Genomic DNA, 15,625 nt, shown 5'->3' on the forward strand with positions numbered 1-15,625 from the left:
GGCTTAATAGTCATCATCAAAATCGTCAAAATCGTCATCTTCCAGTGCCTGGCGTGCCGCCGCGCGCTGAGCACGGCTGCGCTCTATGCTCTGGCGAATTTCCAGCTCCATCCGCTGATCACGGGCTGCCTGCTCTGACTTATAGTCCTCATCCTCAGCCAGCCGCCTGCGATGCTGCTCAACTGATCGCATTACGTCCTGACACAACCTGTCGCAACCGCCGCTATTAATAGCTGAAATGCGATAAATCGGCAATTGCCAGCCGAGCTCATCGCGAAAACGCTGTTCGAGGACTGCCAACTGCTCCGCGGATGCCATATCTGCCTTATTCAGGACCAGCCATCGCTCTTTTTGCGCCAGAGTGGGGCTGAAGCTGGCCAGTTCATCAACAATGGCCTGCGCCTGTTGCACCGGGTCAGCATCATCCAGAGGCGCCGCATCAACCAGATGCAACAGCAAGCGTGTTCTTGATAGATGCTTCAGGAATCGAAAACCCAGACCCGCACCCTCTGATGCACCTTCAATCACCCCCGGAATATCAGCCATGACAAAGCTGCGTTCCAACTCGATACGGACCACACCCAGGCCCGGAACCAGAGTGGTGAAAGGATAATCAGCCACTTTCGGCCGCGCTGCGGAAACCGCACGCAACAGGGTGGATTTGCCAGCATTGGGCATGCCCAGCAAGCCCACATCGGCGATCACCTTGAGCTGCAGTTGCAGAGTACGTACTTCCCCATCCGTACCCTTGGTAGCCTTGGTCGGCGAACGGTTGGTACTGGACTTGAAACGTGTATTGCCCAGCCCGTGAAACCCGCCTTTGGCCACCACAACGGTCTGGCCATGCTCAGCAATATCAGCGATCAGCTCCTCGGTGAACTTATCAACCACAGAGGTGCCGACCGGCACCCGGACATACAGATCTTCGCCGGCTTTGCCCGTGCAATTGGCACCCATGCCACCCTGACCGGCCTGCGCCTTGTAACGGCGCTGATAACGAAAATCAACCAGAGTATTAAGGTTGGCATCACCTACCAGATATACGCTGCCGCCGTCTCCGCCGTCGCCACCATCAGGACCGCCCTTGGGAATAAATTTTTCCCGACGGAAGCTCATGCAGCCATTGCCACCTTTACCGGCTTCTACCGTAATTTCGGCTTCATCAACAAACTTCACGTGCATCTCCGTTGGACAATTTGGCCAGACTTAGCCAGCCCATATAAAAAAGCCCCGTCAAGTGACAGGGCTTTCGGGTGTGACGCATCATGCCACGATGACCGCTTGCTGCCCGGGGCAGCGCGTCATCACGCTGTAACGATGCTCACGTATTTACGGTTACGTGGACCTTTGACTTCAAACTGGACCTTGCCTTCAGCCGTGGCAAACAGGGTGTGGTCTTTACCGATACCCACATTTTTGCCGGCGTGGAAGCGTGTACCACGCTGACGAACGATAATATTGCCAGCCAGAACCTGCTCACCACCAAACTTCTTCACGCCAAGGCGCTTGGAAATCGAATCGCGACCGTTACTGGTACTACCGCCTGCTTTTTTATGTGCCATTGTCTACTCCCGGCCAGATCAGGCCTTGATACCTGTTATACGAACTTCCGTAAACCATTGACGATGTCCCTGACGCTTACGGTAGTGCTTGCGACGATTGAATTTGATGATGGTCACTTTGGGTGCACGACCCTGAGCAACCACTTCTGCGGTGACCTTGCTGCCTTTAACGTAAGGCGCACCGATCTTTACAGACTCGCCTTCGCCAACCATCAGCACTTTGTCAAAATCGATAGACTCACCTGTCGGCACTTCGATTTTCTCCAGCTTCAGGGTCTCACCCTCAACCACTCGGTGCTGTTTGCCACCACTTTCAATAACCGCGTACATAATAAACTCCAGAATTTGGTCACGCCGGGCCCTTTTCAACGCATGAGCCTGATGCTTTAAGGGCGGGCATTTTACGAGAATCGTCCGCCTCAGGCAAGCATTAAACTGACATTTACTGCAGATTTACTCAAACTGTATCAGAATACCGCTGCATTCAGCGCGCTCTGGCTTGACACTCCACCGCATCACCCCTAGCATTGCGGCGCATATTTACTGACCTTAACCGTAACCTTCGGCAAGCCCATGCACAATACCATAAGAGAGACCGTAGCTGTCGACTTTGAAGCTGTTAACGCCTTCATCGTGGAACAGCTCCACTCCAATGTCGAGCTGGTAGAGAATATCGGCCACTATATTATTGGTGCAGGCGGCAAACGTATGCGGCCAATGCTGGTCTTGCTGGCTGCGAGAGCCTGTCAAGGCGCCAGTGATAATGCTGTAAAGCTCGCGGCAGTAATTGAGTTTATCCATACTGCAACGTTGCTGCATGACGATGTCGTAGATATGTCCAGCATGCGACGCGGCCGACCGACGGCCAATGAGCAGTGGAATAATCCATCCAGCGTCCTGGTCGGCGATTTTCTGTACTCCCGCGCTTTTCAGGTGCTGGTCAGCATCAATCACATGGGCATCATGAAGGTGATTGCTGATACCACCAACACCATTGCCGAAGGCGAAGTTCTGCAGCTACTGAACAAACACCGAACGGACATTACAGAACAGGACTATATGCGGGTCATCCGTGACAAGACCGCAGTGCTGTTTGAGGCGGCCGCCTATTGCGGCGCTTTGATTGCCGGCGCTGATGAAGTGGTCAGCCAGAACCTGAAAGCAGCTGGCCTGCACCTGGGACTGGCATTCCAGTTGGTAGACGATGCGCTGGATTATGACGGCAAGGCTGAAGACCTGGGCAAAAACGTCGGCGATGACCTGGCCGAGGGCAAACCCACTCTGCCCCTGTTGTATGCCATGCAGAACAGCGATTCAAAAGATTCCGACTTGCTGCACCAGGCCGTTATCACTGGTGGTGCCGAGCAGCTTGATGAGGTTATCAGGATCATCAGCCAAAGTGGTGCGCTTGAGTACACACGCAAACGTGCACATGAACATGCAGACCTGGCTCGCCAACACCTGACCACATTACCGGCGTCGGAGTACCAGCAGGCTTTGCTGCAAATGTGCGACCTGGCCGTTGCCAGGGTCAGTTGAGCACACAGCCAGCCATACAGCAGCCAAAAAAGTAGTGTTTCTCCCACAGGTGTGTTAAATCAGATGGGTTAATCTGATAACAGGGGAGAACAGAAACTCATGACTCGACCGCTACTCGACACGCTGGCTGATATTCAGAACTTCGAACAGGTACCACTGCCGGAACGCTTTCCTGCCACTAATGCGCTGCAGCTGATTGAACAAAGCGCCGCCAGTTTCGGTGACGAGCCGGCAATTGACTTCCTGCTCACCGGCCAACGCGATGAAGCACCGCATACTCTGAGTTTCAACGATCTGCTCACACAGACCCGTCAGGTTGCCAATCTGCTCAGCAGCTTGGGATTACAGGGTAACGAGGCTGTTTCGATCATATTACCGACCCTGCCACAATCACATCCTCTGATTCTGGGCAGCCAGGTAGCCGGCATTGCCAATCCGATCAACCCGCTACTGGATCCGGGCCATATTGCAGAAATTATTCAGTCATCAGGCGCAACTGTTGTTGCCTGCCTGGCACCATCGCCGCACAGCGATTTATGGCAGAAGTTGCAGGGCATACTTCAGGACCTTCCCCAGGTCCATACTGTGCTGGCGGTTCACCAGCCAGGGCTGACTGACAGCCAGGCCGATATTTCACTGCCCGGGGTAATCAGCGTCGATTTCAACCACGCGCTGCGGGAGCAGCCCGGCAGCCATTTACTGCACACTCGCGAACTGCGCAAAGACACTATCGCCGCATGTTTTCATACGGGTGGCACCACCGGCAAACCCAAGATTGCACAGCTCACGCATGGCAATATGGCCTTCCTGGGGCAGGTGGCACGTTCTATCAATCACCATCTCGGTCGCCAGACAGTATTATGCGGTCTGCCTCTGTTCCATATCTTTGGGGTGATCATTCTGGGCATCGGTGCATTTTCAGCCGGAAACCGTATCGTGCTTTTAACACCGTCTGGATTCCGGAATCCGGAAGTCATCAAGAATTTGTGGCATCACGTGGCGCGCTTCAGGGCAAACTCGTTTTCAACCGTTCCAACTGTGCTCACTGCTCTGTCACAGATTCCGGTTGGCGATGAAGATATCAGCAGTCTGCGGCGCATCAATTCAGGTGCTGCCCCCTTGTCTCCGGCATTTGAGAAACGATTTGAAGAAACCTACAACGTCATTGTCACCAATGGTTATGGCATGACAGAAACCACCTCTTTGATCAGTCGTCCGCCGGACACTCAACCAGTGGGCAGCGTGGGCTTGCGGCTACCTTATTCGCGCGTAAGAATTGCCCACCTGGATGGCACAACAGTCACCAGAGACTGCAGCACCGGGGAAAGCGGCGTAATTCTGGTGAAGGGACCGCAGGTATTTGCAGGTTACAAGTCAGCTCAGGATGACGCCTCGGCATGGGTAGAGCAGGAGTGGTTCAATACCGGAGATCTGGGATACGTTGATGATGACGGCTACCTTTATCTTACCGGCAGGGCAAAAGACCTGATTATTCGCAGCGGACACAATATTGATCCGGAGCTTATTGAAGAGCCTCTGAATCGACATCCCGATGTGATAAGCGCCACTGCCGTGGGCATGCCGGATCCCTATGCCGGCGAACTGCCTATGGCGTTTGTGGTGACACGGCCTGGCAGCCAGGTGACTCCGGAGGAGCTACTCAGTTACTGTGAAGCGCACGTCAGTGAGCGCGCCGCCATACCCAAACGACTTGAACTGATCGACGCCATGCCGGTGACCGCTGTCGGCAAGATATTCCGGCCAGCGCTCAGACAAAAAATCACTGCACTGGTCCTGACTGAACACCTGCAAAATCAGGGAATAAGAGCTCGGGTAGAGGCCGTAATCGACAACAAGAAAGGCATGACTGCCATGGTCTGGCTTGATGACGCATCACAATCCGAAGCAGCCGGCAGGTCACTGGAAGCCTACAATGTTGCGATTACATTTGCCAGATAGACGGGTCAGTCAACAAACTCGACGGTGAAACCTGCACTGCTTGAACGCAGGATAGAACGACCATCGATTCGCCTAACGCGATCCTGGGTGGGCCGGTAAACCTGGTCACCCAGCTCGCGCATCGCAGCAGCCAGCTGTAACACCTGATCGGCCAGCTCCTCATCACCCAGTTCGCGGTATGTGACACCCAACGCAAAATAAAAATCTGGCTCCAGATCATTACGTCTTATGGCCTGTTGAAAATGCCCCACCGCGTCCTGGAACTGCTCTGCCTCAAAGGCGACTCCGCCCAATGAGTAGTGATAATAGGGATTGCGCTGATTGTAGGATTCAACTGCCCGACGATAACGTTCCGCCGTCTCCTCATCGCCCTGCGCCGCATAGAATCTCGCCAGATTATTGATAGCGCTGGGATTATTACGATTCAGCCAGGCCGATTTCTGATAACTGTATTCCGCCAGCTCAGGTTCATCGAGTCGATTGAGAATGCTGCCCAGAGTATTCCAGGCCAAATCCAGCTCACTGTCCGTGCGCACAGCAAAGGTGGCATACTCCCGGGCCTGCTGCAAGTCACCGGCTATCAGCGACTCCACCGCCATATTATTGAAGTACAGGGCTCTGGCGTTCTGATCACTGACAATTCTGGCGGTATTGTGCTGGAGTCGGACTTCAGGCGTAAAGTCAATAATGTATCTGTCAGTGCTGTTGAGTCGACCGATGGCATTTACATGCTCACTAAGCACCAAAAGACTGCCACGCCGGTCCCAGACCGGTCGCACCTGCACTGTCTGGTAGTTGGCGTCCAGGCCATAGTGACGCGCCATGGTGATATAAAGACCAACCAGCGACAGACAATTTGCCTGCCGTTGTGCAAACACGCCGGCAGCCGTCAGATTGGCACTCTCATCGTAACTTATGTTGAGGTAATCTTCGGAAAACAGCAGCTCTTGCAAGCGCGACACGAGGTTCCAGCCCGACAGATTCGCGGGCACGTGGGTTTCCAGGTAACTCTGCAACTCCGGCGTCATCTGCAGAAGTTGCGGATCGGGAACAGACAGACTGAAATCGCCAAGCACCCGGCGCTCGAGCTCTGTGTCAGGCTCAAATCCCGGATTCAGATTTATAAACTGGCAGGCTGGCAGCATAGCCAGCAAAAATACGCCAAACAATAATCGAAAACTGTAATCCACGAAATCCCCTCTGTTCCCGTCTATAGACCGTCAAGCCCAACAATTAATTCCGCTGTCGGCAGCCCGGAAAACAGGCACGCCATCAAACAGCGTGCCGGGGAAGCATCAGGAACTGATGCTTACATATTCGGGTAACTGGGACCGCCACTGCCCTCCGGCACTACCCAGCGGATATTCTGCGACGGATCTTTAATATCACAGGTCTTGCAGTGCACACAGTTCTGGGCATTGATCTGGAAACGCTTACCGCCATCACCATCCTCGAGCACCTCATACACACCAGCCGGACAATAACGCTGCGCTGGTTCGTCATAAATGGGCAGGTTATGTTTTATTGGCACATCCGGGTCAATCAGCTGTAAGTGGCAGGGCTGATCTTCTGCATGATTGGTGTTGGACAAAAATACTGACGACAATTTGTCGAAACTGATCTTTCCGTCGGGCTTGGGGTACTCAATTTTTCGACACTCGCTGGCCGGTTTCAGTTGCGCATGATCAGGCGACTTGTCATGGAAGGTCAACGGGAAGTGGCTGCCAAAAATATTATGTTCGATAAAGCTCAGGCTGCTACCAATCCAGAAACCAAACTTGTGAAAGCCGGCGCTGAAGTTACGGGTTTTATGCAGTTCATCGTGCAGGCTGGATGCGCGGAAACGCTCTCCATAAGCCGTCAGATCATGTCCTGCCTGCACCTCATCCTGCTTCATGGATTCAATGATTGACTCGGCCGCCAACATACCAGAGCGCATGGCTGTGTGGCTCCCCTTGATCTTGGCGGCGTTCAGGGTGCCGGCATCACAACCAATAATCAGACCTCCCGGAAAGCTCATCTTGGGCAAAGAATTCAAACCGCCTTTATTCAAGGCGCGCGCCCCATAACTGATGCGCTTGCCACCCTCCAGATACTGACGAATCACAGGGTGCTGCTTGTATTTCTGGAACTCATCAAAGGGGCTTATATGCGGGTTCTGATACCCAAGATCTACAATCAAACCAACATAAACCTGATTGTTCTCAGCGTGATATAAGAAACCACCGCTGGATCCTGCATAGCTGTCGCCAATCATGGGATAACCGGCGGTATGAACAACCAGACCCTCTTTATGTTTGTCCTCTGGCACTTCCCAAATTTCTTTGATGCCGATGCCATAGTGTTGCGGATCGCTGTCCTTATCCAGATCGAATCTGGCGATCAGCTCTTTACCCAGGTGGCCCCGGCAGCCTTCCGCAAAAATTGTATATTTGGCATGAAATTCAAAGCCCGGTTCGTAGGCATCTTTTTTCTCGCCTTTGGCATCGACCCCCATATCACCGGTTGCCACACCTTTTACCGTGCCGTCCTCATGATAGAGAATTTCGGCGGCGGCAAAACCAGGGAATACTTCAGCGCCCAGTTCCATGGCCTGTTCGGCCAGCCAACGACACAGGTTGCCCAGAGAAATAATGTAATTGCCATGGTTCCGCATGGGCTTGGGCACCAGCATGTCAGGAAATCTCACAGATTTTTCAGCACCCGGCAGGTAATAAACATCATCACCGGTCACCGCCGTGTGCAGCGGAGCACCTTTTTCCTTCCAGTCAGGAAATAACTCATTAAGTGCCGTAGGCTCAAACACCGCGCCGGACAGGATATGCGCACCGACTTCTGAGCCTTTTTCAAGCACACATACTGATATTTCTTTCTCGGCTTCCTGCGCCAACTGCAACAATCGACAGGCCGTTGCCAGACCGGCAGGGCCGGCACCAACAATAACGACATCAACTTCCATAGACTCGCGCTGCATAGTCTGACTTCCCCTCTGGCTTTTTTGGCTGAATGCGGATAACTGCTGCTGTAAGCGGCGTATTATCCTTAATTCAGTCCTGAATCGCAAAGACATGCCTGTAGTGCCGGTTGCAGATCTGAATAGCGGAAGCTGAAACCAGCATGCAGCAATCGCTCCGGTACCACATGCTGGCCATTCAATAATAAACGATCGCCCATTTCTCCAAACATCAGTTGCACCAAAAAGGCTGGCTGGTTAAACAATGCCGGGCGGCGCAGCAATGCCGCCAGCGTATCATTAAATTGTTCATTATTAACGGCATTCGGGGCTGTTACATTGAATTCGCCCGACAGCTCTGATTGATGCATTAGAAACAGCATCGCTGACAGCACATCGTCACGATGAACCCAGGACATCATTTGCTGACCATTCCCCAGGCGACCACCCAGCCACATTCGGTAAAATGGCAGCAATCGCGCCAGCATACCGCCTCCGGCGCCCAGCACCACACCGAATCGCATCAGGCAGACTCGTATGCCCAGCGACTCCGCCTTGCGAGCCTCTGCCTCCCACAGGCGACACAGATCATGACTGAACTCACTGATGCCGATATCATTTTCAGTCAGCGGCTCTTTTCGCCCGGCGCCATAATAACCAATGGCTGAAGCGCTGAGGAGGCACGCGGGTGGTGTTTCCAGACGCTGGAAGAGCTGAACCAGTTGCCGGGTTGTTGCCAATCGGCTCTCTTTCAATACCTGCTTGCGCTTCAGGGTCCACCGCTTGTCCGCAATGCCAGCCCCAGCCAGGTTGATCGCACAATCAATTCGGGCGCTGACCGGCAACTCATCCAGACTTCTGAGCAATTCAGCGCCCACACCCAACTTAAGTCGGGCCGAGGCATAATCCCGCACCAGCACTGTCACTTGATGGCCCTGCTCCAACAGCAGACGGACCAGGGGACGTCCGATGAATCCAGTGCCGCCAGTAATCAGAATATTCATATCTTGTCCTCTGAGGCTTGATTATTTAATCCGGCCGAAAAACTGCCCAAATTATGGCATGCTGCCACAGGAATCTCACAAAATGTAACAACAATTAATCGCATTTTTTTGATAACATTAGATTTTAATGCCGCACGCCTAATTAGTTTCTTGGAGTATTCATGACCCGCAGGCTTACTATCTCACCTGTATTGCGAGCTGGTGTCCGTTCGCTGTTTTTATTGACAATGGCCAGCACCACCAGCCTGCTCTGGGCAACCGAACAGAATCCGGACATGCAGGACGAATCGTCCACCGTTATCTACCCAGCCTCGTTTTTCCAGCCTTACAATCCGGTTTCGGTCAATGACATGATAGACCGTATACCCGGCGTTTCAATCAGCAACGGCAGCAGTGGGCGCGGCCTGGGCAGCGGCGGCGACCTGCTTATTAACGGACAGCGTCTGGCAGGGAAAGACAACTCACCCAGAGACCAGTTAAGCCGGATTGCGGCGCGCGAAGTGGAACGCATCGAAATCATCCGTGGCACCTCAGGCGAGCTGGCCGTGCGTGGCTCAGGCCAGGTCGTCAATATCGTTCTGCAGGACAGCGGAGCTCGTGCAAGCACCTCCGTCGAAGTCAGCAGTGACCGCCATCTGGATCATACCTTACAGCCCGGCGCTTCGCTGTCTCATAGTCGGCAATCAGGCAATCTCAGCATGATGTTCAACGTCATGGCTGATCCGCAGTACCGACATGAAAAGCGCCTGGAAAACAGCTACGCGCCCGATCGCACACCTGTGGAAGTTATGCGGGAAAGTAACATCCGGGACCGCATGGCTTACCAGACCAGCACCACGATGGGCTACCAGCTTGATCAGCACCGCATGCAGTTAAACGCACTGTATGGCACTTCAGATCACCCGGTTGATATTCGGCGCAATTACTACCTGCCCGAAACGCCGGATCAGATAGTCAGTGCCGAGCGTGAACGCTTCGACTACGAGCAAAACAACTGGGAAGTTGGTGGTGACTATGAATACACGCTGGCTGATGGTTCACGAGCACTAGTGCTGTTTGTAGTGAATGATGCGACCAATAATTACGAACGCGACCGCTACGAGATAGACCAGCCACAGACCAAGCCCGATGAAGAGCGTAAAACGCTGTTTATCGGCTCTGGCAGCCGAACTCGCGAACGGATCGTTCAGGGCACCTACAACTGGGAACTGGCAGACCAACAGGACATGCAACTTGGGTTGGAACGAGCCCAGACAATCCTCGACTCATCTCTGCTGATTGGGCGGGAAACCGGCACCGAGGCACCGTCTCCTGATTTTGGTGGTCTGCGCCCGGCACTGGGCGTTTCCAACCTGGGCACAACCGTAGAAGAAATGCGCTACGAAGGTTTTGCCGTGCATAACTGGACACTGAATGACCGGATGACTCTGGAGAGCAGTCTGGTCTATGAGACTTCTGAGATAAGCCAGTCCGGTACCGTAAATCTGTCGCGCGAGTTCAGTTTTTTAAAACCTTCAGTCGATTATCGCTTTAACATCACCAATGCCCTGCAGCTCCGGGCCACTGTCGGCAAACAGGTGCAACAACTGAGTTTTGCCAACTTTTCGGCAACGGCCAACAGCTCAGACAATGATCGCGACGCCAATGCAGGCAACCCGGGATTGGTGCCGACTCAGGAGGTGCGCTACGAACTGACGCTCGAGTATCGTCTGCCTGATGATACCGGCGTGGTTAGCTCCCGGTTTTTCCTGCGCGACCTGAGTGATCAGATCGGCCGGGTTGATGCCACGACGAATCCGGCATCGCCCATCTCTGCCCAGGGCAATATAGGCGATGCAAAGCGCTGGGGCGTATACCTCGATGGCAGCACCCGCCTGAACATGCTTGGTATGCCTGATGCACTGATCTCTTCCAGCCTGTACCTGTTCGACTCAGAAGTCACCGATGCATTACTGGGTACTCGCGAGCGCATCAATGGTCGCGGCCGCTTCAATCTGGGTTTTCGCCATGACCTGACGGATCTGAATCTGAATTACGGTTTCGACTATGGCCTTCCCTTTAATGGGGGTAACCGCAACATCGACATTACCACTATTGACTGGTACCACGACGCTCCCAGTCTGACCATGTTCGTTTCAACGGTCATGTTTGATGATGTCACTTTCCGGCTGGAATCCAATAACGTGATGAGTGAAGAAGCCTGCCGCAACCGAATCCGTTACGACGGCACCACGGCAAGCGGTACGATACGGGAACTGGAAGATACCTGCTGGGGAAGCGGCCGCAAGGTGGCACTGAAAGTCAGAACCACCTTCTGATTGGCTTGACTGGCAAATCCGAGTTGGGCTGCGTGCAGCCAGATGTCTTTATTCGGTCGGCTTGGAGAATACAAACATATGCTGCCAGGGCAGAAAGTCCAGGGTGTCATCCCAGTGCAGGCCGAATACACTCATTTCCCGCACCACCTGCTCCTCGCTCATTTTGTGGAGGGGCCTGATTGGCACTGAATCATCCTCGGCGCGGTATTCAATCAGGAATACCCGCCCGCCGGGGCGCAGGGCATCGTAAATGACCTGCATCATCTCAAACGGATGTGAAAACTCGTGGTAGGCATCAACCAGCAGCGCGGCATCAACCGTGCCGGGCTGCAGACGGGGATTGTCTATCTCACCCAGCAGGGGCTCCACATTGTTCAAGCCGGTTTCCTGAATCCGCTGCTCGATAATTGCCAGCATCTCGGGCTGGATATCCACGGCAATGACCTTGCCCTGCGGCACCTGTCGCGCCATACGGAAGGAAAAATAGCCGGTGCCGGCGCCAATATCGGCGACCACATCATCCGGTTTCAGATTCATGTTGGCAACTACGTCATCGGGCATTTCTTCGTGAGTGCGTTGCGTGCGTTCCAGCCAACCCGCCGCCTGATGTCCCATCACTCCGGAGATTTCCCGGCCCAGATAAAACTTGCCAATACCACCCCGGCTCTGCCCCGGATCAAACTCATAACCCGGATGCTCGGCCGCACCAGTGGTGATGGCAGAAAGCGCTGCGCTCAGGCTAAACCCGACGATCAGCAGCACTTTGTTGAGTGTTTGTCTGAACAGTTTCATATCTAATGACTCCCTGGTCGATGAATTGATTGTAAAGCAAAGGCCGGACACATGCAGCCTGCTGTCACTATTCTCCGGATGCTTAACATGCTGGACGCCAGGCATGCCCCCCGGCGATGAAATGCCTGTGATAGAATCGGGCCGGAATTGATTACACACATCGAAGGCTGATTTATGAGCAAGGTATTGGAAGGTATCAGGGTTCTTGATTTCGGACGTTACATCGCCGGGCCGTTTTGCGCGAGTTTGTTAAGTGACATGGGTGCCGAAGTTATCCGTATTGAAAAAGTTGACGGCAGTGAGGATCGATTCCTGTCCCCCGTCAGCGAATCAGGCGACGGCGCTCTGTTTATGCAAATGGGTCGCAACAAGCTGGGCATGACGCTGAACCCGATGAAACCGGAAGGCCGCGAAATTGTCAGGAAACTGGTGGCCACCGCCGACGTTGTGGTCGCCAACCTGCCACCCGATACCTTAAGCGCAATGGGACTGGATTACGACAGTCTGCGCGCGGTTAAACCCGATATTATTCTGACCATGATCTCTGCTTTCGGCACCGGTGGCCCCTACAGTAACCGAACCGGTTTTGACGGTCTGGGACAGGCCATGTCCGGTGCCATGTACATGTCCGGCACACCGGAGCAACCCGTTAAATCCTATGCACCATTCATCGATTTCGGCACGGCCAGTCTCAGTGCTGTTGGCACCATGGCGGCGCTGTTGGAACGTCAGAAGACCGGCCGCGGCCAGGTCGTTGAAGCATCCCTGTTTAACACCGCGCTGACCATGATGAACGGCACCCTGATTGAGCAGGCCATGATCAACCGCAACCGGGTAGCCACCCTGAACCGCTCACAGACCTCCGGTCCGGCGGATACTTTCAAGACCCGGGATGGCTGGGTACTGGTGCAATCTGTTGGCGGCCCACTGTTCGAGCGCTGGGTAAACCTCATGGGCGAACCGCAGTGGCTGGAAGATCCGCGTTTTAAAGATGACATCAATCGTGGTGAAAATGGCGAAATCATCAGCGCGAGATTGGCAAAGTGGTGCGCTGAACGTAGCTCCGCGCAGGTACTGGCCGAGATGGAAGCGGCCCGCATCCCGGCGGGACCGATCATGTCGCCTCAGCAGGTGCTGGATGATCCGCATGTCGCGGCGCGTCAGATGCTGAAACCGCTGGCGTACCCTGGAGCGGCCCAACCGGCACCGGTCATGGTGACCCCCTTCAGCCTGTCGGCCACACCCCCGGCGGTTGAAAAACGCGCGCCCACACTCGGTGAACACACGGTAAGCATCATGCAATCACTGGGTTACAGTGAGGCGGATATCGCAGAACTGAAACAGAAGCGTGTGATCTGAACTGACTGACCCTCAGGGATCGTTATTTGAAGTGGAATCCCTGCTCAGCCAGAAAACCCCGCATGTGCGGACGGGCTTTTTCGCTGAGCAGGCTGGCCACCTGTTCGCTCCAGCAGATGCCGTGTCCACCACCAGTGCGAGTCCGGTAGTATTCACGTATCTTTTCGTCGTAGGACTCGATGAGTGCCGCATCACCCTCATCGTTATACGTTTCCTGCTTCAGGATGACTTCCAGAGGCAGACGGGGTTTAACTTCAGGATTCTGATCCGGATATCCCAGACATAAGCCGAACACCGGATAGACCCCCTGAGGTAACTGCAACAGATCCGAAACCTCTCGCGGGTTATTTCGCAGGCCGCCAATGTAACAAATACCCAGACCTTCCGACTCCGCAGCCACCACAATATTCTGCGCCAGCAATGCCGCATCAACCGTCGCGATAATAAAGTGTTCCGTATAGTCCCCGGAGAACGGTTTTTCATACTGCTCGCAGCAATTACCCGCGCGGCGAAGATCGGCACAGAACACCAGAAATTCGGCAGCATTCGCCACATAAGGCTGATTACCAGCATAAGTGGCCAGTTTTTGCCGGCTTTCCGGCTTGCTCACCCGGATAATTGTTGCGCCCTGCAGAAAGCTGGAAGTGGCTGCGCACTGTCCCGCACCGATGATGCGTTCAAGCTGTCCATCGGCAAGAGCCTGATCGGTAAATTTTCTGATGCTGCGATGGGCATGCAACAGAGTCAAAGTTTCATTCATGGGTGACTCACTGAGGCCAGAAGGTTATCAAGAAATTTCGGTACCACATCATTGGCCAGCGGCGTTTCTGCGTTAAACAGCACAACCAGTCCAAGATCATATTGCGGCACCAGCACCATTTCTGAGCGGTAACCCCGGACGCCACCGCCGTGGTGTACTATGCGCACGCCGTCGTAGTCCATTACCCGCCACCCTAATCCATACCAGGCTTTTTGAACCCTGGGCCAACGATTAAAGTAGTTACCTCTTGGGGTTTCAACAATCGGCGTATGCTGCATAGCCAGCAGATCCGGAGACAGCACCTCTGGAAATGCGCCCAGGTTGGCCTGCGCCCATCGACTCATATCCAGAATAGTGGCATTGACACCCGCCGCAGGGCCCGCCGTGTAGTAAGCCGGATTGACAGAGCTGACCCGCCAGTTACCCCGTCCGAACTGATGGGGCGCGCTGGCATTGGGATTATTAACAAAGCCGTCATATCCCATTGAGGCATCGTTCATTCCCAGTGGCGCAAATATATTCTCTTCGACAAAATCGTCATAACTGGTCTGCAAACTCGCTTCAACGACATCAGCTACCAGCGAGAAGACTACATTCTGATAGCCATAGCACTGCCCTGGCGGACAAACCGTGGGTATCTCGTGAAATTTTTCCTGAATTTTCTGATACGCCACACCAGCATCCAGCATGTTGGAGAAGGCATGTGGCATCAACCCGGTGGTGTGGCTGAGCACGTGGCGGAGTGTCATCTGCTGAGTCGACGGGTCAGTACCAATTGCGTACTGAGGCAGAATGCCGTTAATGGGGTCGTCCCAGGTGAAAATATTGTGATTGACGAGCTGTGACGCGACAGTTCCAGCGAAGGTCTTGGAAACCGAGGCGATACGGAATACCGTATCATCGTTCACAGAACCACCCTCAGAGACGCTGCGTACACCCCAGGTCTGAATATCGACAATACCTTTGGACGTGACGATGGCAACAGCAATGCCGGGAATTTTCAATTCATCGACTTCGCCTTTCAGCCAGAGGGTGTAGGGGCTGAAATCAACGATATCATTGTAGGCTGCCGGTTGGGGCAATTGGTCCGGTGAATGCTGTTCGAAGATCGGCCCGGTATAACTGGCTGGCAATGGAGCGGGTTCAGCGGTGGCCAGTGCAGGCAGCAGGGCTATCAGCGACAATCCCGCCAGGGCTGGCGCTGGTGATGCTCCGGCACTGAAATTACGACGCAAAAACTGACCCAACAGTGCTGGAAACAACAAAATGGCAGACCCTGAAGGCATAATTCGAATAGCAGGGAAAATAACATGCTCAGCAGATATTGCAAGCCTGAAAAAAAGGCCGACTGATGTGCGATACACCAACCGGCCAAACGG

Annotated in this window: 13 protein-coding genes; 4 read left to right on the top strand and 9 right to left on the bottom strand. The window is 54.0% G+C overall.

The window, feature by feature from the left end; genetic code table 11:
• Positions 1-3: 3 nt before the first annotated feature.
• The 3 genes from cgtA to rplU all read right to left on the bottom strand — a co-directional run bounded on the left by cgtA (position 4) and on the right by rplU (position 1,892).
• A complete protein-coding gene (gene cgtA / locus PS2015_RS10435; RefSeq protein ID WP_058022186.1) occupies positions 4-1,176 on the bottom strand; it encodes an Obg family GTPase CgtA in 1,173 nt (390 codons plus the stop codon).
• Positions 1,177-1,304: 128 nt separating this feature from the next.
• Positions 1,305-1,562 (bottom strand): 50S ribosomal protein L27, encoded by a 258-nt coding sequence (gene rpmA / locus PS2015_RS10440; protein ID WP_058022187.1) that lies wholly within the window; start codon positions 1,560-1,562, stop codon positions 1,305-1,307.
• Between the two features lie 18 nt (positions 1,563-1,580).
• Positions 1,581-1,892, bottom strand: a complete 312-nt coding sequence (gene rplU, locus PS2015_RS10445; RefSeq protein ID WP_058022188.1) for a 50S ribosomal protein L21 — start codon at positions 1,890-1,892, stop codon at positions 1,581-1,583.
• 243 nt (positions 1,893-2,135) lie between these two features.
• On the opposite strand from rplU, the gene PS2015_RS10450 reads away from it, so the two are divergent.
• Positions 2,136-3,101, top strand: coding sequence for a polyprenyl synthetase family protein (locus tag PS2015_RS10450; protein ID WP_058022189.1), 966 nt, complete (start codon positions 2,136-2,138; stop codon positions 3,099-3,101).
• Between the two features lie 99 nt (positions 3,102-3,200).
• Positions 3,201-5,060: an acyl-CoA synthetase gene (locus PS2015_RS10455; protein ID WP_058022190.1), complete on the top strand. Its 1,860-nt coding sequence runs from the start codon at positions 3,201-3,203 to the stop codon at positions 5,058-5,060.
• A 5-nt stretch (positions 5,061-5,065) separates the two neighbouring features.
• Here the strand turns inward: PS2015_RS10455 and PS2015_RS10460 are convergent, their stop codons facing one another.
• The 3 genes from PS2015_RS10460 to PS2015_RS10470 form a co-directional block, all read right to left on the bottom strand.
• Complete coding sequence (locus PS2015_RS10460) at positions 5,066-6,250, bottom strand: tetratricopeptide repeat protein (RefSeq protein WP_058022191.1); 1,185 nt, start codon at positions 6,248-6,250, stop codon at positions 5,066-5,068.
• Positions 6,251-6,369: 119 nt separating this feature from the next.
• Complete coding sequence (locus tag PS2015_RS10465) at positions 6,370-8,034, bottom strand: electron transfer flavoprotein-ubiquinone oxidoreductase (protein ID WP_058022192.1); 1,665 nt, start codon at positions 8,032-8,034, stop codon at positions 6,370-6,372.
• Positions 8,035-8,102: 68 nt separating this feature from the next.
• Positions 8,103-9,017: a TIGR01777 family oxidoreductase gene (locus PS2015_RS10470; protein WP_058022193.1), complete on the bottom strand. Its 915-nt coding sequence runs from the start codon at positions 9,015-9,017 to the stop codon at positions 8,103-8,105.
• Between the two features lie 161 nt (positions 9,018-9,178).
• Here PS2015_RS10470 and PS2015_RS10475 point away from each other — a divergent pair, with 161 nt between their 5' ends.
• Positions 9,179-11,335 (top strand): TonB-dependent receptor plug domain-containing protein, encoded by a 2,157-nt coding sequence (locus PS2015_RS10475; RefSeq protein ID WP_156412718.1) that lies wholly within the window; start codon positions 9,179-9,181, stop codon positions 11,333-11,335.
• 48 nt (positions 11,336-11,383) lie between these two features.
• Here PS2015_RS10475 and PS2015_RS10480 read toward each other — a convergent pair whose 3' ends face one another.
• A complete protein-coding gene (locus tag PS2015_RS10480) occupies positions 11,384-12,127 on the bottom strand; it encodes a class I SAM-dependent methyltransferase (RefSeq protein WP_058022195.1) in 744 nt (247 codons plus the stop codon).
• Between the two features lie 174 nt (positions 12,128-12,301).
• Between PS2015_RS10480 and PS2015_RS10485 the strand changes: the two genes are divergently transcribed.
• Complete coding sequence (locus PS2015_RS10485) at positions 12,302-13,486, top strand: CaiB/BaiF CoA transferase family protein (RefSeq protein ID WP_058022196.1); 1,185 nt, start codon at positions 12,302-12,304, stop codon at positions 13,484-13,486.
• A gap of 22 nt (positions 13,487-13,508) precedes the next feature.
• Here PS2015_RS10485 and nfsA read toward each other — a convergent pair whose 3' ends face one another.
• Together nfsA and PS2015_RS10495 are read right to left on the bottom strand one after the other, a co-directional pair.
• On the bottom strand, positions 13,509-14,246 hold the full coding sequence (gene nfsA, locus PS2015_RS10490; RefSeq protein WP_058022197.1) for an oxygen-insensitive NADPH nitroreductase: 738 nt from the start codon (positions 14,244-14,246) through the stop codon (positions 13,509-13,511).
• Positions 14,243-15,511: a serine hydrolase domain-containing protein gene (locus tag PS2015_RS10495; protein ID WP_169792302.1), complete on the bottom strand. Its 1,269-nt coding sequence runs from the start codon at positions 15,509-15,511 to the stop codon at positions 14,243-14,245. Before PS2015_RS10495 ends, nfsA begins: the two co-directional genes overlap by 4 nt.
• Between the last annotated feature and the right edge of the window lie 114 nt (positions 15,512-15,625).

The organism is Pseudohongiella spirulinae, from assembly GCF_001444425.1.
GTDB lineage: Bacteria > Pseudomonadota > Gammaproteobacteria > Pseudomonadales > Pseudohongiellaceae > Pseudohongiella > Pseudohongiella spirulinae.